Origin of the sequence: Pseudomonas sp. ZY71, from assembly GCF_036542145.1 — a bacterium.
GTDB classification, from domain to species: Bacteria; Pseudomonadota; Gammaproteobacteria; order Pseudomonadales; family Pseudomonadaceae; genus Aquipseudomonas; species Aquipseudomonas koreensis_A.
The window spans coordinates 3,593,152-3,613,200 of sequence record NZ_CP144274.1; the positions used below are offsets into that span (position 1 = coordinate 3,593,152).

Below are 20,049 nucleotides of genomic sequence, written 5' to 3' on the forward strand. Positions count from 1 at the left end.
AGATCCTAAAGTATTGTTTTTCGTTGTAGATGGACCCGGCGTAGCACCTATTGCGCTTCACCGTCTTCGAGATACGCCCCCGAATGCCCCTGGCATCGATACCCCCCATCAGCCCTGCTTAGGCCTCTAACCGCCTGCTGTATAACACTGTTATTTGATAAATATAACGCCGTTATGGCACTATTGCAACATGACCTTTGATAACTCACTCCCTAATGCCCCCACCCGCCTCGTCGAGGCGACCATCCGCGTGCTTGCGACAAGCGGCCCATCCGAAGTCAAGGCCCGCTCTGTGTCGAGCGAAGCCGGCCTATCAACCATGGGCGTTTACACGCACTTCGGCGGTGTGCCAGAACTTCTTCAAGCCGTCGCCAACGAGGGATTCAAGCGGCTGACTGCCGTCTTCGATCGCGTACCCATTACAGAGGATCCGGTTGCCGATCTCTGTACGATGGTTTTGGCGTGCCGGGACGTCGCACGAATCAATCCTCACCTGTATGACTTGATGTTCGGCCTATCAATAGACGGCAGATACACCCCCTCACGTGGCACCACGACGCCCGTGTCTAATGAACACTCGGCGGAGTACAAGATGACTTACTCTGTTCTGGTCAAAGCGTGCACCCGCCTGGTTGATAAGAAATGCATTCGTAAGGTCGATCCTTCCCTCGTTGCACTACAACTGTGGAGTGCCGCGCATGGATTCATCATGCTTGAGCTCGGAGGTCACTTCACGGATGTGGCTGATCCCCCTTCGGAAATCCTGGTGCCTATGTGCAATAATATTGTTATTGGCTTGGGAGCGAAACGCGAAAAAGTGGAATTTTCCACTGCGGGCGTGATTGCTGGGTGGGCAAGCCCTCTCGAAAGTTGAAAAACCACGCAACCAGTCGGTAGCGCGGTGCAATGGGTGTTTCAGCTCGAGCACGCAGGCGCCGCGTGCAGAATGCGGCCCTGCCACTCTTCACTACCCACCTGGCATTCCCCTACTGGCAAGCTAGGTCATCTCACAATGTGATTTGATAAGTATAACGTTGTTATGTCACTCTTTTGCGCATGACCTATGATCACTCACTCCCCAATGCCCGCATTCGCCTCGTCGAGGCGACCATCCGCGTGCTTGCTACAAGCGGTCCCTCCGAAGTCAAGGCGCGCTCCGTGTCGAGCGAAGCCGGCCTGTCGACTATGGGGGTTTACACGTACTTCGGTGGTGTTTCGGAGCTTCTTCAAGCGGTTTCCGACGAGGGATTCAGCCGGTTGACTGCTGTCTTCGAATGCGTCCCTGTTACCGATGACCCGATTGTCGACCTGTGTACGATGGTGTTGGCGTGCCGGGACTTGGCACATATCAATCCCCACCTGTATGACTTGATGTTCGGCCTTTCGATTGACGGTAGATACAGCTCCTCACGTGGAACCCCGGCGCCCGCTTCAAGCGGGTATTCGGCAGAGCGCAACTCGACCTATTCGGTGCTGCTCAAAGCATGCACTCGTCTGGCTGACGCGAAATGTGTCGATAAGGTAGATCCAGCCCTCATTGCACTTCAACTGTGGAGTGCCGCGCATGGATTTATCATGCTCGAACTCGCGGGTTTCTTCGCTGGCATCAACGATCCTGCTTCGGAGATCCTGGTAGCGACGTGCACCAACATTGTTGTGGGCTTGGGGGCAACGCGCGAATAAAGCTGAAGATACGCCGCTTCAACAAGGTGCTTGAGCAGCCACCGCGATTTCTCGGTGGGTATTCCCATTCTTGCCGCGACCAACTGGGTCAGCGGTTCCTCGATCAACCGAAGAGCTCCCCATAAGCGTCGGCTAATCGGGAATGTGAGCGCCGTTTTTCTACCCCGCGGTGCTGTTCGCGCAGCCGTTTCAAGTCCCCCTCCGACTAGACTTTCAATATCGTATTCGGTGTCGGCGAAGGTCATCGACATCATCAGGAAGCTCGTGCAAGGGAGGTGTATTGCGATCACGGAATAACGGTGTTATGTTGCTCAATAACAGTGTTATTATTTTGAACCGATAGTTATCACCCAAGCAGAGCTGATAGCCGTCAGGCGATGGATATTTCAGATGGAGCGCGGACCTGCTCTCCACGCGTATCACCAGAGGGTCTAATAAAAATGACAAAGACATATACGCCGAGCACGCACCTTGATTTTGAGCCCCGTAGCTCTGTGTTGATTGCACGGCTGGATGGAGGTCCACATGGGCTGATGGGACTGGACATGGCCAACGAGCTATCGGCGCTTTTGGACAAAGTCGAGAGCGATGCCGCAATCAAAGCTGTGGTGCTCATCGGCACTCATCCTGAGCGTTTCATTGGTCATGCAGACGTTCGTTGGCTGCAGGAAGGCGGAAAGAGTATTCCGACAGTCGGGCGGGGTCTCGCTTCGGTGATCGCAAGAACCGCGAAGAATGTTCGCGGTGTTCCACCTTTAGCGGCAGCGGCGTCCATTACACCGCTGGACGGTGGGATGCAGCTTGACAAGCTGCACGACACTTTTTTGCGGATGAACCGCAGTGGCGTCATTTTCGTCGCCGCTCTAAACGGCTCTGCGCTGGGGCTTGGTAGTGAACTCGCGCTTGCCTGCGACGCCCGCCTGATGGCGGACGGCGATTTCTTTATCGGGCAGCCAGAAGTGCTTCTTGGAATCCTTCCCGGTGGCGGCGGCAGTCAGCGATTGCCACGGCTGATCGGCGCCCATCGAGCGCTTATGATGATGCTCGAAGGCCGCCCGGTGTCGCCACACAAAGCCCTCGAAATTGGCTATATCGACGAAGTGGTTGCGCCAGATGCGCTGCTGGATCGAGCCGTCGAATTGGCCGGGTATCTGGGCTCCCGATCCAGGGGGTCTATTGAGGCAATCAAGCGGGCCGTGTACTTCGGCGGATCCAGCACCCTCGATGAGGGGCTGCATATAGAGCGTACCGAATTTATCAAGATCTCACCGACCGAAACTGCTCAATCGCTGATGGTCGAATACCTTGAACGGACCGATCGCGACGGCGGTGTACCGTTCTACAACCCGGCCATTTTCGAGCAAACGCTTGAGCAAGGCTCCTTGCCCCTGTCAAACGAAGGGGGCAAGAAATGAATCAAATGTCACCACTTCCATACACATTTACACGCAAGGACATCCGCTTTGACTCGGGTGAAGCCTACTGTTCGGCCTGGCTCTACTTGCCGGTCGGAGTGAAAAATCCGCCTATCGTAATACTCGGTCACGGGCTTGGTGCGATTCGTGAGATGCGCCTCGATGCCTTTTCTGAGCGCTTCGCTGCTGCGGGAATCGCTACATTGGCCTTCACCTACCGCTATTTCGGTGACAGCGGTGGTCAGCCCAGACAGTTGATGTCGGTGAAGCGCCAACTAGAGGACTGGGATGCAGCGCTGGACTTCGTCAAAGGTTGCGCCGATGTCGACGGGAGCCGGGCTGCCGTATGGGGAAGCTCGTTTGGTGGTGGCCATGCGATTACCGTGGCCAGCCGACATCCCGAGTTACTGGCGGCCATTAGCCAATGTCCTTTTACCGACGGTCTGGCCTCCGCCGCTGCACTGGGCTTGAAGGGTTCGCTACAGGTAGCCCCGGTGCTCCTGCGTGATTTTGCAGCCAAGCTGCTGGGGCGTCCTCCCGTGATGGTGCCAATCGCTGCAGCTCCCGGTAAACCGGCTTTGATGAATGCCCATGACGCCTTGCCGGGCTATCTGGCCCTGATGCCAAAGGGCGTGGTTTTCGTCAATCACGTCGCCGCGCGGGTGCTCCCGGAGATCATGGCTTATCGACCCGGTCGATCCGCCTCGAAGGTGAAATTCCCCATCCTGTTTTGCGTCAGCACCACTGACACCGTCACGCCACCGGAACAGACGATCGCTCTGGTGCGCAAGGCGCCGCATGGAGAAACCAAACTGTATAGCGCTGGGCATTTCGAGTTCTACATGGGCGAGGCGTTCGAAGAACTGGTGTCGGATCAGGTCCAATTTTTGACAAAACACCTACTCCGCCCTTCAGCCAACTAATTAAAACATTTCCGTCATTTTTCGGAGAGAACAACAAAAATGAGCTTTTCCAAACTTCCAGATCTGCGCGCAGCTTCCGAGCCTGATGCGCCGTGCATCGCTGACGATACCACCCAACTGACTAACCAACAGTTCCACTCTAGGGTCCTCGCGGCAGCGGGAGTATTTTCGGATAAGGGGGTCGGCTTCGCGGATGTCGTCGCCCTCATGCTACCCAATCAGGTGGAGTTTGTGGTGGCGATGTTCGCCGCCTGGCGTCTGGGGGCGGCGGTCACGCCTATTAACCCAGGGCTTACCATCAAAGAAGCCACCCATCAATTGGCTGATTCAGGGGCGAAGCTGCTCATCAACTCCAGCGGTGAAACCATAGTCCCGAATCTGCCGACCCTGTCAGCAGCCTCTCTGGAAACTGGGGCGCCCTGCACAGGTATACCGTTCGAAGAGCCTGCCGCACTGGCTTTGTTGATCTACACCAGTGGCACCACTGGTCTGCCAAAAGGTGTGATGCTCGATCATGCCAACATTGAGGCTATGTCGGAAATGGGCCGGCAGTCGCTCAAGGTCTCGTCAGCGGACCATTGTTTAATGGTGCTGCCGCTGTTCCACGTTAACGGCATTTTGGTGAGTACCCTGCTTCCGCTATCCAGCGGAGGTCGGGTTACGATGCGCAAGCGTTTTAATGTCGACACTTTTTTTGATGACGTCGAATCGCTTCAACCTTCGTACTTTTCCGCCGTTCCAACCATCTACGCAATGCTTAGCTCGTTACCTTGTGAGGTCAAACCCGATACCTCCAGTCTTCGGTACGGCATCTGCGGCGCGGCGCCTGCATCGGCGGAACTCCTGCAAAAATTTGAAGATCGCTTCGGTTTTCCGCTGCTTGAGGGATATGGGCTGTCCGAGGGCACCTGCGCTTCGACCATGAACCCCTTCGACGGCCTGCGCAAGGTCGGTACTGTCGGCCTGCCTTTAGCCGGGCAGCGCATCGCAATCGCCGATCCCAGGGGGCTGCATCTGCCACAAGGCGAAATTGGCGAGGTGCTGGTGCAAGGCGCCAACGTCATGCGCGGTTACCTTGGAAAACCTGAAGAAACAGCCAAGACCATCATCGATGGCTGGCTGCACACAGGCGACATTGGTCGGATCGATGAGGACGGTTACCTGGCCATCGTCGGGCGCCTTAAAGAGATGATCATTCGCGGCGGCGAGAATATCTATCCAAAGGAAATCGAAGATGCTCTTTACGAATTCCCCGGGGTTCTCGAAGCCGCGGTGCTCGGTGTCCCCGACGATACTTTTGGCGAAATTGTGGTTGCCTACGTCACGTTTCGTTCGGGATCAACCGGAACCCATGAGGACTTGAACGAGCACTGTACCTACCGGCTCACGCGCTACAAAAGACCTTCCATGATCAACATCATCGACAGCCTGCCAAAGAACGCCGTGGGCAAGGTCGACAAGCTGAGGCTGCGCAAGATGTGGATCGAATGGGTCGATTGACGCGTAATTCCCTGATGGACATTAGACGGCAAGCAGCTGGCACGTAGAAGGGAACACACTATGAAAAACACCGACTTCGACTGGCTGGTGATCGGATCGGGATTTGGCGGCAGCGTCTCGGCACTGCGCCTCGTGGAGAAAGGCTATCGCGTGGGAGTGCTCGAGCGCGGCCGAAGTTATCGCGATGAGGACCTTCCCAAATCGGCCTGGCAGTTCAGCAAGTACTTATGGGCACCCGCATTGGGCTTGAAGGGCATTATGCGAATGTCGCTGTTTCGCCATGTCTTTTTCCCCAGCCAGACGGGTGTCGGTGGCGGCAGCACCGTGTACGGCGGTGTGTTGTATCGCGCCAAGCCAGCGTTCTTCGAAAACGTGCAGTGGCGCGAGCTCGGTCACTGGAACAGTCTGTTGCAGCCCCACTACGATACGGCCGAACGCATGCTTGGCGTAAAAACGGTGCCTTTCGATTCGACTAACCAACAACTAGCTCGAGAGATGGCGCGACACTTCGGAACCGAAGACACCTTCACTCGCGCCCCCACTGGGGTGTTCTTTGGTGAGCCGGGCAAGACCGTCAAGGACCCCTATTTCGGCGGGGAGGGCCCTGACCGTACAGGGTGCACGCGCTGTGGTGCCTGCATGGTGGGCTGTCGCGTCGGTGCCGTAAACTCGCTGGTGAAAAACTACCTGTGGTTTGCGCAGAAGCGCGGAGTGCAGGTCCTGGCAGAGCATGAGGTCGTTGATGTGATCCCGCTCGGGGCTGCCGATGGCAGCGAGGGTTATCGCGTGACCACCCAGCGTCCCGGAGCCTGGTTCGCTCGTGATCGCCAGACCTATACCGCTCGCGGAGTAATCTTCGCCGGCGGGGCGCTCGGTACCAATGAATTGTTAGCCAACTGCAAGCACGGCGGCTCGCTGCCCCGGATCAGCGATCGTCTCGGTGAACTGGTACGCACCAATAGCGAGTCAGTTCTGAACGTGCGCCTGCCTCAGGACCGCAAAACCTGGAACGATGTCACCGCCAGCAGCAGTGTGCACGTCGATCAAGATACCCATATTGAGTTTCTCACCTACGGCCGCAACGCCGACTTCCTGAGTTTAATGAGCACACTGTTGGTCGGTAACGGTAACCGCGTAACGCGGCCACTAAAGTGGATGGGAAATATCGTGTTGCACCCGGTGCGGTGGCTCAAGTCGCTGTGGCCATTTGGCTGGAGCCGAAACATGGTGATGCTGCTGGTGATGCAGACATTGGACAATGCAATCGCACTACGTCCCAGGAAGCGTTGGCTGGGCAGTGGCTATCGCCTCGTCACCGAGCAGAATCGCGACAAGCCAAACCCGACATACATCGAGATGGGTAACCAGGCGGCCCGATGGCTGGCCAGACACACCGGCGGCATTGCCCAAAGTAACGTATTGGAAGCGTTGGGCAATATTCCGACAACCGCCCATGTACTGGGTGGTGCTGTCATCGGCGCAGACGCCAAAAGCGGAGTGATTGACCGGAATCTGCACGTTTTTGGTTATCAAAACATGCTGGTTTGTGACGGCTCAGCGATGCCGGCAAATCCTGGAGTAAATCCTGCGCTGACCATCACGGCACTCGCTGAGTACGCAATGGCGCAGATTCCAGAGGCCAGTCGGAGCAATGAGGAAGGTACTCATAAGCGAGATGCGGTGGTCGCTCCGAGACCCTCCAGTGTCACGCCCAGCCATCCCGATGGCCAGCGCGTGGCCTCGATACAGATTCCGATCCTGCCACCTTTGTAATGGTGCAGGTGGGTTGTACACCCATCCTAATGGTCAATGGAGTTCCGGCTGGCAAGCATTGCCTTGCGCACTCTAAACGTCACTGCTGCGCCTTTGAGAAACCAATCAATGCTAAGTAAAACATCCCTGACATTGAAGTTGTCGGTCATGCCAGCAGTGGCACTTTTGGGACTGCTGGTTTTTGTCGGTTATACCTCTTTGCAGTTGTCAAACACGGACACCCGCTTGTTCGAGCTGGAAAACGGCAGTTATCCAACGCTTGAAAAAGCAGACGCCGTGATCTTCCAGTTTTCCCGCTTGCCGGGTCAACTCAACAGCGCTGTCGCTGCCGGTGAGATGGAGACCCTCAACGAGGGGCGCAAAGTGGTTGCTGAAATTATTGCCAAGCAAGATGAGCTTAAAAAACTTTCCGAGCACCAGCCTGTGCGCAGTCAAAAACTGACGGTGTGGAACGATGCGATCAAACGCTACTCCGATAACGCTTTCTCGACGTCCGAGCAGCTGATTAAGGGCTCCGGTACCTTCGAAAGCTTACGCCCCAACATCGACCGCATGAGCATTGACCTAAAGACCGCCCAAGTGCTGGGTGAAACCTTCCGGACCAATGCCTACCAGGATTTTCAGGCCAGCCTGGTGCAGACCCGCAAGGATAACGCCACCACCACTCGTGCTGGATACATTCTGACGGCGATACTCGTTTTGCTGGTAACCATAGGTTCGGTGCTAATCATTCGGAGGATCATGAACAACGTCCACGGCGTGATTGACTCCCTCACAGCTATTGCCAGCGGCGACGGCGACCTGACACGACGAGTTGATGTGCGTTCGGACGATGAAATTGGAGAAATGATCAAACTGTTCAACAGTTTTCTCAATAAGTTGCAGGCAACCATCCACCAGATAGTTGATGCGGCGAGCCCATTGGGTGATATGTCCAAGCATCTCTACCTGCTGACACAGAGTTCAGAAGAAAACACCAAGTCCCAGCAAGGTCGTATCGATTCGATCAGCAGCGATATCCATACGATGACAGTCAGTATCCAGGAAGTTGCGCAACGCTCCCAACTGGCCTCGCAGGAGGCTAGTGCAGCTTTCAAGCAGGCCGACTCCGCTCGCCAAAATATCGGCGGGCTGTCGAACAACATCAGTGACCTCGGTGTCAGCGTGCTTGACGCCGTGCAGGCTATGCAACAACTGGAAGAGGAAACCCAGCAAGTGGGTTCCGTCCTGACCGTCATCCGTAATATTGCCGAACAGACCAATCTGTTGGCACTCAACGCCGCCATCGAGGCAGCCCGCGCAGGTGATCAAGGACGTGGGTTTGCGGTGGTGGCCGATGAAGTGCGCAACCTAGCACAGAAGACCACGGCGTCCACTGCCGAAATCCAGCACATCATTCAGCGCTTGCAGAGCAGTGCAAACAGAGTACTCAACATCATGGTGCTCAATGGCGACAAAGCCCAAGCCAGCATCGAACGCTCAGTGCAGGCCACCCAAACGCTGGAAGCCATTGCGGGAGCAGTGCACCAGATCAATGAGTTGAATGCAGGTATCGCTCAGTTCACCCATGAGCAAATCGACCTGTCGAACTCTATCCAGCGAGAGACTGAAGTGCTCAAGCTCGATTCACAAACATCGGCTAATGGTGCCGACGCCACTGCTCGCCTTGGCGAACAGTTGGTTGGCACAGGCGATGACCTAAGGGCGGCAACAGCCCAGTTCAGCGTTTAACACAACACTTAGAGAGCAAACCGAATGATCAGTACAAGAGTCTTAAGTATCGCTGCGTTGTGCGTGGCGAGCAGTCCGGCGTTCGCGCTGGATCAAGGCGACTATCGTTTCAATGGCTTTGGTACCTTGGGGGTCACGCACCTGGGCGGTGCGGACGATAGCCATGGTTACGGCATCACCGGTCAGACGACCGATCATTGGCGGGGGGACCAACTGTCGAAGCTGGGTGGGCAACTCCAGTACGGTATTACCGATACTGTCGGCTTGACCGCTCAAGCGATCATCAAGCCACAACAAGATGAGTGGCAGGGGAATCTGGAGTGGCTATACCTGTCATGGCAGGCAACCGATAAATTGAAGTTCCGCGTCGGCCGCCTGGGCGGATCGACTTATATGTACTCGGAAACGCTCAATGTGGGTTACACCAACCCTTGGATTCGTCTGCCAGACGAAGTCTACAGTCAGGTCCAAATCAGCAACTACGAAGGTGCCGACTTTATCTATACCGAGCCATTGTCGTTTGGCTCGCTGACTGTTCAGGTGTCCGGCGGTGTCGCCAACAATCGTAAATTATTCATACTCGATAAGCTTTACGACGCGGACTACAAGAATTATTTTGCCGCTAACGCTACGTTGGCCGTCAACGATTTCGGTTCACTGCGTATCAGCTATGCCGAGACGGATGTGACCTCTAATGACCGCGCGGTTGTCAGCACGCCGTTCGGAATGGTGGACCAGACAATCATTGAACTTGATAGCACCCATACTGCGTTTACCTCGCTGGGTTACCAATACGATAACGGCGTATGGGTCAGCAGCGACGAATTGACTCATCGCACTGTAGCCGGAGCAAGTCCCGTTGACGCAATGTACTTCATGGGTGGGCGCCGCTTCGGCGATTTCCTGGCTCACGTCACCTATGGCCAGATGAAAGATGACTCTGGGCACGAAAGCTCCTGGACCTATGGCCTGAACTACAACGTCACCCCGTCAGTTGTAGTCAAGGGCGAGTTCAAGCGAGTAGACACCCATGGTGGTACTTCAGGTGTTTTCATCAAGACCCCCCAGGAAACCGTCAACAATATTCTGTTTGCCCAGAGTTCTGGCGCTTTCGGCAACCCCTCGCGTAATTTCGACGGTGACATCTTCAGTATCGGCGTCGATTTCGTATTCTAAGGAGAGCAAAAATGAAACTTACCATTAGCGCTCTCAGCGCCTGCACGTTACTGACCTTTGGCTCGTTGGCTCAGGCCGAAGTGGCGGTGATCGTCAACACAGGCGCAAGTTCGACACCCACCCAGTCGGAAGTGGCAAATATTTTTCTCGGTAAGGACAGTTCGCTCAAGGGTGTGGACCAGACTCCCTGGAACCCCACTAAGGACAAGTTCTACAGCGCTGTGACCAACAAGAATGAGTCGCAGCTCAAGTCCTATTGGTCGGGTCTGGTGTTTACCGGCAAGGGTCAACCGTTGCCCAGCGTAGCGGACGACGGAGCCGTCATCACCCAAGTAGCTTCGCAGGCAGATGCTATCGGTTACGTGGATAAATCGGCGGTGAGTGACAAGGTCAAAGTACTGTTCATCTTGCCTTGATCTCTTAGGTTGAATCAAAAGCTTGGTGCCACGCGCCAAGCTTTTTTTTGCGTGCGCCAAGCTGGGTGCGTTGCGCGTAAGTACAACCCGCCTGACTGTCGTGGAGTCGCGCTAGAAGTATCACCGTCCGCGATCCTGGAATAGCAACAGGTTTTCGAAATCCTCTTGCGACACGGGTTTTCCATACAGCCAGCCCTGCGCACTTTGGCAGCCGTAGCGTTGCAGAAATTCTTGCTGGAAATTTTCTTCGACGCCTTCGGCTATCAGCGATAAGCGCAGGCTGTGGGCCATGGAGATAATTGCCTTGACCAGCTCGGCGCTATCGCGGTTGTGTTCAATGTCGTGGATGAAAGAACGGTCTATTTTCAGCGTTTCGATGGGCAAGCGACTCAGGTAACTGAGTGCTGAATAGCCTGTGCCGAAATCGTCGATGGCGATGGCAAGACCCATGGCATTCAGCTGTTCGAGGGTTTCGCGTACGGCAATATTGTTGTCCAGCAACAAGCCTTCAGTTATTTCCAGCGCCAACCAGCCCGATTTGCAGCCGGTGTCCAGCATGATCCTGCGAAATGAGGCAAGCAAGTCGTTCATCTGGAACTGCCGCGGCGACAGATTGACGGCTATTTTCAGTGGCGGGTAGCGATCGCCACGGTTCCAGGCGACGGCACGGCGACAGGCCATGTCCAGAACCCATTCGCCGATGCCGACGATCAACCCGGTTTCCTCGGCAATCGGAATGAACGTGTCCGGCGGTACCTGCCCGTGCTGCGGGTGGTCCCAGCGCAGCAGAGCTTCGGCGCCGATCAGGCGCCCACTGGCCAAGTCGACTTGCGGTTGATAGTGCAACGCCAGCTCGCCGTTGTGCTGCGCACGTCGCAAGCTGGCTGCCAAGGCCAGGCGCTCTGTGGTCTGTGGTCTGTTGGGTCAGGTGCGGCGAATAGAGCTGAACATTGTTTCGGCCGCGCGCCTTGACGTAGTACATAGCCGAATCGGCGAATTGCAAAAGCTCGGCGATGTTATCGGCATCTGTCGGATTGCGGGCGATGCCGAGGCTGCCGGATACGAAGATTTCCCGACTCTGAATCCAGTAGATACCCGTGATGGCCTGCAGAATTTTTCTGCCTATGCTGTCCAAGTCGACTGTGGTGATGAGGTGGGGCAAGATCAGGGCAAACTCGTCACCTCCGAGACGAGCCACGGTATCGATGCTGCGCACGGAATCTCGCAAGCGTTTGGCGACTTCCCGCAACAACTCATCGCCAGCCCCGTGGCCCAGCGTATCGTTTATCACCTTGAAGTTATCGAGGTCGAGTATCCCCAACGCGACCTGGCGAGCACTGCGTTCGGCCTGGAGCAGAGCGTTCTGCAGACGCTCTTTGAACAGTGCACGGTTGGGTAGTTCGGTCAACGCGTCATAGAAGGCCAGAGTATGCAGTCGTTTCTGATAGGCTTTCAGTTTGCTGATGTCCTGGGCGGTACCGAGCATTTGTATCGGTGTGCCATCGGCAGCGTATTCAATACTCAGATAAGAATGCAGATGCAGGTGCTGTTCGCCTACTGCGATGCAGTACTCCAGCATCAGGGATGTGCTGCGCTCAGAGAAGGCTTGGTGGATATGCCCGAAAACCCGCCCACGATCCTCAAGCACGAGTAGAGTGAGAACTTCACTCAGGGACGGCAACCAACCGCAGGGCTTGTTGAGCATGCGACAGAGCTCCGCCGACAGCCGCAAGGTTCCGAGTTGATAGTCCAGTTGCCAGTGCCCAAGGTGAGCCATGGCTTCAGCCTGTTCCAGACGCCTCTCGGTTGCCTTGAGAGCCGATATGTCGCGGGCGATAGTGAGCACGCTGGTGACTTGGCCGTTCTGGTCGAGTTCGGGCACAGCCTGGACATGCTGGACGATCTGCTCGCCATTGGCCTTGATCCAAGTGGCCTCCACTGTGTCGGGTTCGCCACCCTGCAGGATCTTCAGGATGCCTCTGTGATAGTGCCTCGTCATCTCTTCCGGAAGCGGGCTTCTGTGGGTAATGGGAGTGCCCATGACCTCGTCGACAGGAATGCCACATAACCGCTCGTAGGCGGGGTTGAAGTAGACACGCCGGCCTTCGCGGTCAAAGCGCACTATGACGTCCAGCGAGTTTTCCACCAGTGTGCGGAACGCCTGTTCCCTGATCTGCAACTCTTGCTCGGTGTGTCGCAATTGGGTGATATCGCGCCCCACGGCCAACACGCTGACCACCTCGCCGTCAGCAACCCGCTCCGGGACGATGCGGATGTGGCTATTGATCAGGCGACCGTCGGCGCCAGGCCAAGCCAGTTCGTATTCGTCGGGCTGGCCGCTGCGCAGCACCTCCAGCAACACGGCCTCGTAGGCGAGCATCTGGGGGGGGCTGGATGCGTGACTGGGTTTTTTACCGAGCAGAGTCGCAGCGGATACTCCGGCCATATGGGCGAAGGCGGGGTTGGCGTAGGTACGCAGGCATTGGCGGTCGTAGCGGGCGATGGTATCGGGGGTGTTCTCGACCAAAGTGCAAAATGTCAGCTTGTCGCTCAGCAATTGCTGTTCATAGCGCTTGCTTGCAGTGACGTCGCGGGCGATATGAAAGAGGCGTGTAATGGATTCAGCCCCATCTTGCATAGGGATCAGACTGTGCAGGAAGTAACGACGATTGATGGCCAGGTCGAGTTCATACTCGATGTCGATCGGTGCTCCGGTAGCAAGGCAGGTGCGGCTGTCGCTCACTATTCGACAGGCAATAGCTTCAGGCAGCAGCTCATCCAGGCAGCGTCCGAGCAGTCCTGCCCGGTCCAGACCGAGCAGCCGCTCAAACGCCGGATTCACTTCGTGGATGCGCAAGCGGCTGTCTTCACCGAGTTCGTAAAAGGCCAAACAATCGGTATTGTTCTCGAATGCCTTGCGGTAGAGCCGGTGGGCAGTATCCGCTTGCTCCGCGGGCGGGCTGTCGTCGTAAGGGTTAGTAAAGAATGGTTCCGCATTCATGCTTGTCATCTTGTTTTACCGATCAAGAGCGCATCACGAGGAACTCATTCGTCAGCAACCCTCGCCCGATGTCGAGCAAGGTGACCGTACGGTTGTTAACCGAGATCGTGCCGGCGCTGAAGTCGTTGTGGATCTTGCTGTCGGAGGGCGCTGGCGGTTCGACTTCCACCCGGGGAATTTCCAGCACTTTGCCGACCGCATCGACCATCACTCCGATCATTTGCATACGATCGCCGCTGCTCACTTCGAGGATGACGATACGGGTGCTCAAACCAACGTTGATGGGCCTTCCACTGAGGTGCGCCCCCAGGTCAATCACCGGTACCAGAGAGTTTCGCACCCTGATCGCCTGGCGGAGCTTCGGCGATATGCTCGGTTTTATGATGAGTTGAGTAGCCTCGACGATGGAATCGACACTTAAGACGCTCACCGCGAATGGCTCTCTGTTGAGGGTGAAAAAGAGATAGTGCCCGTTTGGTGTTGTGTCGTTGCTGGTCAACAGTCGATCGATGGCTGTACTTGCAAGGATCTGCCTTTTTTCAAGCAGGTGGGAGGTTACCTCGATCAATTGATGCATTTTTTCGGCAAGAGTGTCGAACTGATTGTCACGGGTGATGATAGGCGCCTCTAGACCAACTGTTCGGTCGGCTTTCAAGGCGTTGCTGGTGGATCTGTGCAGAACGGCAGAAATGTACTCGAGCTGCCCCAGTGCACTTTGCTTGATCCGCTCCAATTCGTTGGGTTCAACCTCGACAATGGGCTCGATGGGGGCATTGGGCTCGGCGTTGATGCTCAAGTTGCCCCAGTAAAAAATACCCAAAGCGACGAGCATCACGATGCAGAAAGCTACGGTCAACCACAGCCAGAACGATAGATGGCTCATATTGTAATGCTCATATGTGGACTCTCCATTCGATGGCTGAGCCCTCCGGCAAATGCCGCTGCCAGGCGTCCTGTGTCAAAAACCGGGGGGAGAATATGCGCCTTCCTCATTTTTCTGGATCCTCTGCTGATACGTATGGAGAGCGGATCGGTGCTCCATTTGTAATGTCCATCGCCTAGCGGCTATCAGCTCTGCTCAGGGCACCACCAACCATCGGTTATCGATTCAAATTATATAACATTGTTATTGTGCAGAATAACAGCGTTATAGTATGGTCGCAATACGCCCACTCCTGCTCGAGCTTTCCGATGACGCCGATTACCTTCGCCGATGCCGACTACGACGCTAAGCGCAAGCAAACCCGCAAGGAACTGTTTCTGATCGAGATGGATTGGCTGGTGCCGTGGGAACGCCTGATCGCTCTGGTCGAGCCGTACTTTCTCCAGAGTGAAATTGGCCATACGGCATACCCATTGATGGCGATGCTGCGTATTCACCTGATGCAAGATTGGTTTGGTTACAGCGATCCGGCGATGGAAGAGGCGCTATACGAAACCACGATTCTGCTCCTGTTCACGGGGCTGAACCTGAGGCGTATCCCGGATGAAATCACCCTCCTCAACTTCCGTCGCTTTCTGGAGAAGCACGAACTGGCTGCTGGCATCCAGGCAATGGTCGATGGCTATTTGGGTAATCAGGGGCTGTCACTGCGTCAAGGCACCATCGTCGACGCCACATTGGTCCAGACACAAAGTACGCGTTGCCAACGGTAACTTTTCGGGAATCAGCAGAACGGGTTCTCACTTTAACAATACTGACAGACGATGATAAAAATGGGACCAAATTTGAGCGTAGGGCAGAAGTTGGGGTTAGGATTTTCTTTTGTGCTGGCTCTAACACTAGCCGCTATGCTGCTGGCCATGAGTAGAGTTAAAGAAATCGAGGATACCCTGACGTTAATCAATGACGTCAACAACTTGAAAAGTCGAGAAGCTGTAAACTTCCGAGGAAGTGTGCATGACCGTGCGATACTCTTGCGCGATATCCTGCTGATTGAGAAAAAGCAGGACATCGACTACGAACTCAAAAAAATAGAACAGCTTGGCGCAAACTACGCTCAGGCGACCGTGTCTATGGACAAACTATTTTCGTCCCGCGTTGATATAACAAACGAAGAGTTGGCGGCGCTCGCTAAAATCAAAGAGGTAGAAGCAAGAGCCTTACCCTTGATCGACAAAGTTGTAAGCCTGCGAATGAGCGACCAAGTTCCTCAGGCAACGGAAGTCATGCTTACCGAAGCCCGGCCTGCGTTTGTGGAATGGCTACGGGTCGTTAACCAAATGATCGACATGGAAGAAAAAATTAACCAGAACGCTGCAGCCTATGCCCGGAGCGTTGCCATAGCATTTAATGCACTCATGCGGGGACTTGTGTTTGGGGTAATATCGTTAACAGTAGTCATGGCGTGGCTTCTTACTCGCAACATTACACAACGATTGCGTATGGCTTCAGGGTTAGCCCAGGCTATTGCCGACGGTAACCTATCCGAGACTGTAAACGTCAAGGGTACGGACGAACTGGCAGAACTGCTCAATGCCCTGCTTAGAATGCAATCCAGTCTAAGTAGCACTATCAGGGTTATCTCGACCACAGCAGACAAAGTGGCTGATTCAGCAGAACGCATGCAGACGGCCACGACCAAAAGTGCTGAGCACATGCAGAAGCAAAGTGAAGAAGTGATCCAGGCCGCTGCAGCGGTCAGTCAAATGACGATGGCTGTAGACGATGTAGCACGAAATGCGGTCTCCGCCTCCGACTCATCAATCATTGCCAATCGCTCCTCTCAACAGGGCCGCGACAGAGTCATTGCAACAATCGGTGCAATTAAAAGCGTGGCGGACGATTTGAGCAATACCTCAGTCCTGGTTTTAGAACTGGCTGACAAGAGCAAAGAAGTTGGCCGAGTGTTGGATGTGATTCGTAATATTGCAGACCAGACTAACTTGCTAGCGCTCAATGCCGCCATTGAGGCCGCTCGTGCTGGCGAAAGCGGCCGCGGCTTCGCTGTTGTGGCAGACGAGGTACGGGCTCTGGCTCGCAGAACTCAACTAGCGACGATTGAAATCGAATCAATGATTTCAGGTATTCAAAGTTACGTCGATGGCGCGACACAGTCCATGACTGAGTGTACGAAGCGCGCAGAAAACACCCTTTCGACGGCAAGTTCCGCAGGCAGTGCCCTGGATGAAATAGCTTCTGCAGTTGAGCTAATCACTGAGCGTAATCTCCTCATTGCTAGCGCTGCCGGGCAACAAGCAGAAGTGACTCGTGACGTCGATCGCAACTTGATCAATATTCGTCAACTGTCAATGCAATCTGCCGAAGGTGCAGGCCAGTCTAACGTTGCCAGTGTCGAACTTTCCAAACTTGCTCAGGGGTTACGGGAAATGGTACTGAAATTTTCATTATGAACAGTCCTTTCCTGTCGCGGTATTCCTATTCGAAAACATGAATGTTCATCACGTGAGGAAACCAACAATATGAAACCGCATATCACTGTGGTGCAGAGTAATCGAGCCGCCAGGAATCCGTCCGAATCCCCTCTTCCAGAATGGAGGCCAGCAATCCTCGTCACAGGCGCTGCTTCCGGAATCGGTCGTGCCTGCGCTGAGTTGTTTGCGCAGCGCGGTTGGTTCGTTGGTCTATACGATATAGATTCAGAGGGTGTCGCTGCGGTCGCCGCGACCTTGGGGGAAGGAAACTCCATCTCTGGAGCTCTCAACGTAAGCGATCCTTCAGCATGGGAACGGGTTCTTACGGAGTTCTGGGCGCAAAGCGGCCAGCGGCTTGACGTGCTGCTCAATAATGCGGGGATTCTTACAGCCGGGCAGTTTGAAGCCGTTCCGTTGACCAGACACCATGCAATGCTTGACGTGAACGTTCAGGGAATGATCACCGGCTGCCACAGCGCCTTCCAATACCTGCGAGGGACGCCCTCCTCTCATGTCATCAATATGGCCTCGGCCACCGCAATCTATGGCCAGCCTGAACTGGCCACCTACTCGGCGACCAAGTTTGCCGTGCGCGGATTCACCGAAGGGCTCGACCTGGAATGGAGCAAGTTCGGCATCCGCGTGAGCGATATCTGGCCGAGCTTCGTAAAGACCGCAATGGCTGATGATTACGGTCGTATCCCCAGCGCAAAATCGCTGGGCATTCGGCTCACACCGCACGACGTCGCATCCACGGTATGGGCTTGCGCGACGGCAAAACGACGCAACCACAAAACCCACTGGACTGTCGGCCTGCAAGCCGGATTCCTGGCGATCGCCACTCGTCTCGCGCCGTCAGCCCTCAGCCGCTGGATCGTCCAACGCATTGCTCGATAACGGAGAGGTTTACAACTCTCGAAAACGAACCAGGACGAGACATCCGAAAGCGCGACCGGCCGAGCCCGGATCGACCTCGCTTTCCAACAGGATCCCGATGCACATTGCCTACGATGGAGCTGCCACCAAAAATGAAAGGCTTCAACTGGATCGATGAACTGAGCCCTCAAGTACGGGATACCGTTTTGCGATGTGCTCATCCAAGAACCGTTGCCGATTCGAAGATCCTGTATCAAAACGGCGATCGAGTAACGGAAATTTTCCAGATCGTTTCCGGAGCCATCCGAAAATGCATCCTCACCGAGGACGGCCAGGAAGTTCTGCTCTACGTCTATGGACCAGGCGACATAGTAGCCGATGCTCCCGTGACTGATGACGAGCCCTCCCCCGTCACGCTGACTACCCGGGGAGAAACCAAATTGAGGGTCTGGTCGGCGAGTGACTTGAAACTGCTGCGCGAACAGCACCATGAAGTTGAAACGGCGCTCGCATGCCAGATCAACCGTCGCTTGCGGGGAGCACTTCAGTTGATAGAGGAGCTGCTGACCTTGCCGGTCGCGGCAAGAATCGCGTCCCGCTTTGCTCAACTCAGTGACCTGCAGAAGCCTACTGATCGAGGGATCGACTTGCTGCTTTCTCAGGTAGATATAGGCCTCATGGTCGGAAGCACACGCCAAAGCGTCAATCGAGTGGTCAACGAACTGAGAGGGCTGGGCCTGATAGAGCCGCTCTACGGCAAGATCACTATCAAGGACCTGCCAGGGCTGAACCGTTACGTTCGAGAGCATCACCGCTTGAACGAACGATAGCTTACACAATGCAATCTGGAAAACGTTTCCCCTCAATATCGGAAAGCGTCCGGCCAACGCGCCTGGACGTGCTTGCCGGTATGTAAACCGGGAAGCCTACTTTGAAGAGAGGAACGCTATGCCACATTCATTCTTGAACACACGACTGGACGGTGTGATCCAGCAAGCCATTAATCAACGCCGTATCGTTGGTGCCGTCGTGCTTGTCAGCCAGGATGGCGAACTGGTCTACATCAATGCAGCCGGACAGGCTGATCGTGAAGCCAGTACCTCCATGCGAGAGAATACGATTTTTCGATTGGCCTCCTTCACCAAGCCAGTTGTCTCGGCCACGGTCATGGGCTTGGTGGAAGACGGACACCTTGCTCTCGATGCGCCAGTAACCCGTTATCTCCCGAACTTCCGTCCTCGCATGGCTGACGGAAGTGCCCCAAGCATCACGATTCATCAACTCCTCACTCACACAGGTGGCCTGGGTTACCGTTTCGCGATGCCGGACGCCAGCGATTATCACCGTCTCAATGTATCCGACGGGCTGGATCAACCAGGACTCGGTATTGATGAGAACCTCGGTCGTCTGACTGCCGCTCCACTGCTGTTCGCACCCGGTAAGGGCTGGAACTATTCACTTGCCATCGACGTGCTCGGAGCCGTGATCGAGCGGGTTGAAGGCCGCCGCTTGGGTGAAGTAGTACGTGATCGTGTGACCGGCCCTCTGAAAATGCTGGATACCGGATTTCAGGTCAGCGATCTCGCCCGGCTAGCCAAACCTTATGTGGATGGCGCACTCGAACCGATGGAGATGAACGACGGCATTTCAGTGCCTCTCGACATTCCAGGACTTCAAGGCGCGGTACGCTTCGCGCCGAGCCGTGTCCTGAACCCAGAGTCCTACCATTCCGGTGGTGCGGGCATGGTTGGCACGGCTGGTGATCTGTTGCGCTTTCTTGAAGCGGTTCGTACGGGCGGCACTGGGCTGCTTACATCGCAGACGACGCAGAAAATGATGCAGGATCACGTGGGTATCCAAGCACAAACCCAGGGACCAGGGTGGGGCTTCGGTTACGGTTGGGCGGTTCTGTCCGATGCCAGTAAATCCAATTCACCTCAAGGCCAGGGCACGCTTCAATGGGGTGGCGTCTATGGTCATTACTGGTTCGTCGACCCAATCAAAAAACTGACGGTGGTTTCACTGACCAATACCGCCTTTGAGGGCATGTCCGGCACTTTCCCGTTCGCTATCCGCGATGCCGTCTACGCCTCGGTGAAAAAGACGCTCTGAGATGCAATGGTGTCCACATCTGCATGGGCGCCGGAGTTGAGAAGGTTACCGCTATCAATGGCGTTCGA

At 55.3% G+C, this 20,049-nt stretch carries 14 protein-coding genes and 4 pseudogenes; 15 read left to right on the top strand and 3 right to left on the bottom strand.

What is annotated here, in order from left to right; translation table 11 throughout:
* Window positions 1-190 precede the first annotated feature (190 nt).
* The 9 genes from VY732_RS15870 (at window position 191) to VY732_RS15910 (ending at window position 10,617) form a co-directional block, all read left to right on the top strand.
* Window positions 191-874, top strand: coding sequence for a TetR/AcrR family transcriptional regulator (locus VY732_RS15870; protein WP_154905249.1), 684 nt, complete (start codon window positions 191-193; stop codon window positions 872-874).
* Between the two features lie 182 nt (window positions 875-1,056).
* Window positions 1,057-1,683, top strand: coding sequence for a TetR/AcrR family transcriptional regulator (locus tag VY732_RS15875; protein WP_223841641.1), 627 nt, complete (start codon window positions 1,057-1,059; stop codon window positions 1,681-1,683).
* Between the two features lie 545 nt (window positions 1,684-2,228).
* Window positions 2,229-3,098, top strand: a complete 870-nt coding sequence (locus VY732_RS15880) for an enoyl-CoA hydratase/isomerase family protein (RefSeq protein ID WP_223841597.1) — start codon at window positions 2,229-2,231, stop codon at window positions 3,096-3,098.
* On the top strand, window positions 3,095-4,021 hold the full coding sequence (locus VY732_RS15885) for an alpha/beta hydrolase (protein ID WP_154905252.1): 927 nt from the start codon (window positions 3,095-3,097) through the stop codon (window positions 4,019-4,021). Before VY732_RS15880 ends, VY732_RS15885 begins: the two co-directional genes overlap by 4 nt.
* Before the next feature lie 39 nt (window positions 4,022-4,060).
* Window positions 4,061-5,521 carry a class I adenylate-forming enzyme family protein gene (locus tag VY732_RS15890; RefSeq protein WP_154905253.1) on the top strand — a complete coding sequence of 487 codons (1,461 nt, stop codon included), beginning with the start codon at window positions 4,061-4,063 and terminating at the stop codon, window positions 5,519-5,521.
* A gap of 60 nt (window positions 5,522-5,581) precedes the next feature.
* Window positions 5,582-7,294: a GMC oxidoreductase gene (locus tag VY732_RS15895; protein WP_154905254.1), complete on the top strand. Its 1,713-nt coding sequence runs from the start codon at window positions 5,582-5,584 to the stop codon at window positions 7,292-7,294.
* 108 nt (window positions 7,295-7,402) lie between these two features.
* Window positions 7,403-9,025, top strand: coding sequence for a methyl-accepting chemotaxis protein (locus VY732_RS15900; RefSeq protein WP_154905354.1), 1,623 nt, complete (start codon window positions 7,403-7,405; stop codon window positions 9,023-9,025).
* Window positions 9,026-9,049: 24 nt separating this feature from the next.
* Entirely contained in the window at window positions 9,050-10,201 is a 1,152-nt protein-coding gene (locus tag VY732_RS15905; protein ID WP_154905255.1) for a hypothetical protein, read from the top strand.
* A gap of 11 nt (window positions 10,202-10,212) precedes the next feature.
* Window positions 10,213-10,617, top strand: a complete 405-nt coding sequence (locus VY732_RS15910; RefSeq protein ID WP_154905256.1) for a phosphate ABC transporter substrate-binding protein — start codon at window positions 10,213-10,215, stop codon at window positions 10,615-10,617.
* Window positions 10,618-10,737: 120 nt separating this feature from the next.
* On the opposite strand, the gene VY732_RS15915 is transcribed toward VY732_RS15910, so the two are convergent.
* The 3 genes and pseudogenes from VY732_RS15915 to VY732_RS15925 form a co-directional block, all read right to left on the bottom strand.
* On the bottom strand, window positions 10,738-11,508 hold the full coding sequence (locus VY732_RS15915) for a putative bifunctional diguanylate cyclase/phosphodiesterase (protein WP_223841598.1): 771 nt from the start codon (window positions 11,506-11,508) through the stop codon (window positions 10,738-10,740).
* A 109-nt stretch (window positions 11,509-11,617) separates the two neighbouring features.
* Window positions 11,618-13,627, bottom strand: a pseudogene (locus VY732_RS15920) (PAS domain S-box protein); the annotation flags it as partial.
* 13 nt (window positions 13,628-13,640) lie between these two features.
* Complete coding sequence (locus VY732_RS15925; protein ID WP_154905259.1) at window positions 13,641-14,501, bottom strand: chemotaxis protein CheW; 861 nt, start codon at window positions 14,499-14,501, stop codon at window positions 13,641-13,643.
* Window positions 14,502-14,809: 308 nt separating this feature from the next.
* Here VY732_RS15925 and VY732_RS15930 point away from each other — a divergent pair.
* The 6 genes and pseudogenes from VY732_RS15930 to VY732_RS15950 form a co-directional block, all read left to right on the top strand.
* Window positions 14,810-15,259 (top strand): annotated as a pseudogene (locus tag VY732_RS15930) (transposase); the annotation flags it as partial.
* A gap of 75 nt (window positions 15,260-15,334) precedes the next feature.
* Window positions 15,335-16,066 (top strand): annotated as a pseudogene (locus VY732_RS29990) (MCP four helix bundle domain-containing protein); the annotation flags it as partial.
* A 318-nt stretch (window positions 16,067-16,384) separates the two neighbouring features.
* A pseudogene (locus VY732_RS29995) lies at window positions 16,385-16,972 on the top strand (methyl-accepting chemotaxis protein); the annotation flags it as partial.
* A gap of 69 nt (window positions 16,973-17,041) precedes the next feature.
* On the top strand, window positions 17,042-17,890 hold the full coding sequence (locus tag VY732_RS15940; RefSeq protein ID WP_154905261.1) for an SDR family oxidoreductase: 849 nt from the start codon (window positions 17,042-17,044) through the stop codon (window positions 17,888-17,890).
* Between the two features lie 131 nt (window positions 17,891-18,021).
* Complete coding sequence (locus VY732_RS15945) at window positions 18,022-18,699, top strand: Crp/Fnr family transcriptional regulator (protein WP_163909910.1); 678 nt, start codon at window positions 18,022-18,024, stop codon at window positions 18,697-18,699.
* 118 nt (window positions 18,700-18,817) lie between these two features.
* Window positions 18,818-19,981 (top strand): serine hydrolase domain-containing protein, encoded by a 1,164-nt coding sequence (locus tag VY732_RS15950; RefSeq protein ID WP_154905263.1) that lies wholly within the window; start codon window positions 18,818-18,820, stop codon window positions 19,979-19,981.
* The last annotated feature ends 68 nt before the right edge of the window (window positions 19,982-20,049 follow it).

Bases quoted from the DNA above. Each gene is read 5' to 3' on its own strand.
- VY732_RS15870 (WP_154905249.1), top strand. From the start codon at position 191: ATGACCTTTGATAACTCACTCCCTAATGCCCCCACCCGCCTCGTCGAG.
- VY732_RS15875 (WP_223841641.1), top strand. From the start codon at position 1,057: ATGACCTATGATCACTCACTCCCCAATGCCCGCATTCGCCTCGTCGAG.
- VY732_RS15880 (WP_223841597.1), top strand. From the start codon at position 2,229: ATGGCCAACGAGCTATCGGCGCTTTTGGACAAAGTCGAGAGCGATGCC.
- VY732_RS15885 (WP_154905252.1), top strand. From the start codon at position 3,095: ATGAATCAAATGTCACCACTTCCATACACATTTACACGCAAGGACATC.
- VY732_RS15890 (WP_154905253.1), top strand. From the start codon at position 4,061: ATGAGCTTTTCCAAACTTCCAGATCTGCGCGCAGCTTCCGAGCCTGAT.
- VY732_RS15895 (WP_154905254.1), top strand. From the start codon at position 5,582: ATGAAAAACACCGACTTCGACTGGCTGGTGATCGGATCGGGATTTGGC.
- VY732_RS15900 (WP_154905354.1), top strand. From the start codon at position 7,403: ATGCTAAGTAAAACATCCCTGACATTGAAGTTGTCGGTCATGCCAGCA.
- VY732_RS15905 (WP_154905255.1), top strand. From the start codon at position 9,050: ATGATCAGTACAAGAGTCTTAAGTATCGCTGCGTTGTGCGTGGCGAGC.
- VY732_RS15910 (WP_154905256.1), top strand. From the start codon at position 10,213: ATGAAACTTACCATTAGCGCTCTCAGCGCCTGCACGTTACTGACCTTT.
- VY732_RS15925 (WP_154905259.1), bottom strand. From the start codon at position 14,501: ATGAGCCATCTATCGTTCTGGCTGTGGTTGACCGTAGCTTTCTGCATC.
- VY732_RS15940 (WP_154905261.1), top strand. From the start codon at position 17,042: ATGAAACCGCATATCACTGTGGTGCAGAGTAATCGAGCCGCCAGGAAT.
- VY732_RS15945 (WP_163909910.1), top strand. From the start codon at position 18,022: ATGAAAGGCTTCAACTGGATCGATGAACTGAGCCCTCAAGTACGGGAT.
- VY732_RS15950 (WP_154905263.1), top strand. From the start codon at position 18,818: ATGCCACATTCATTCTTGAACACACGACTGGACGGTGTGATCCAGCAA.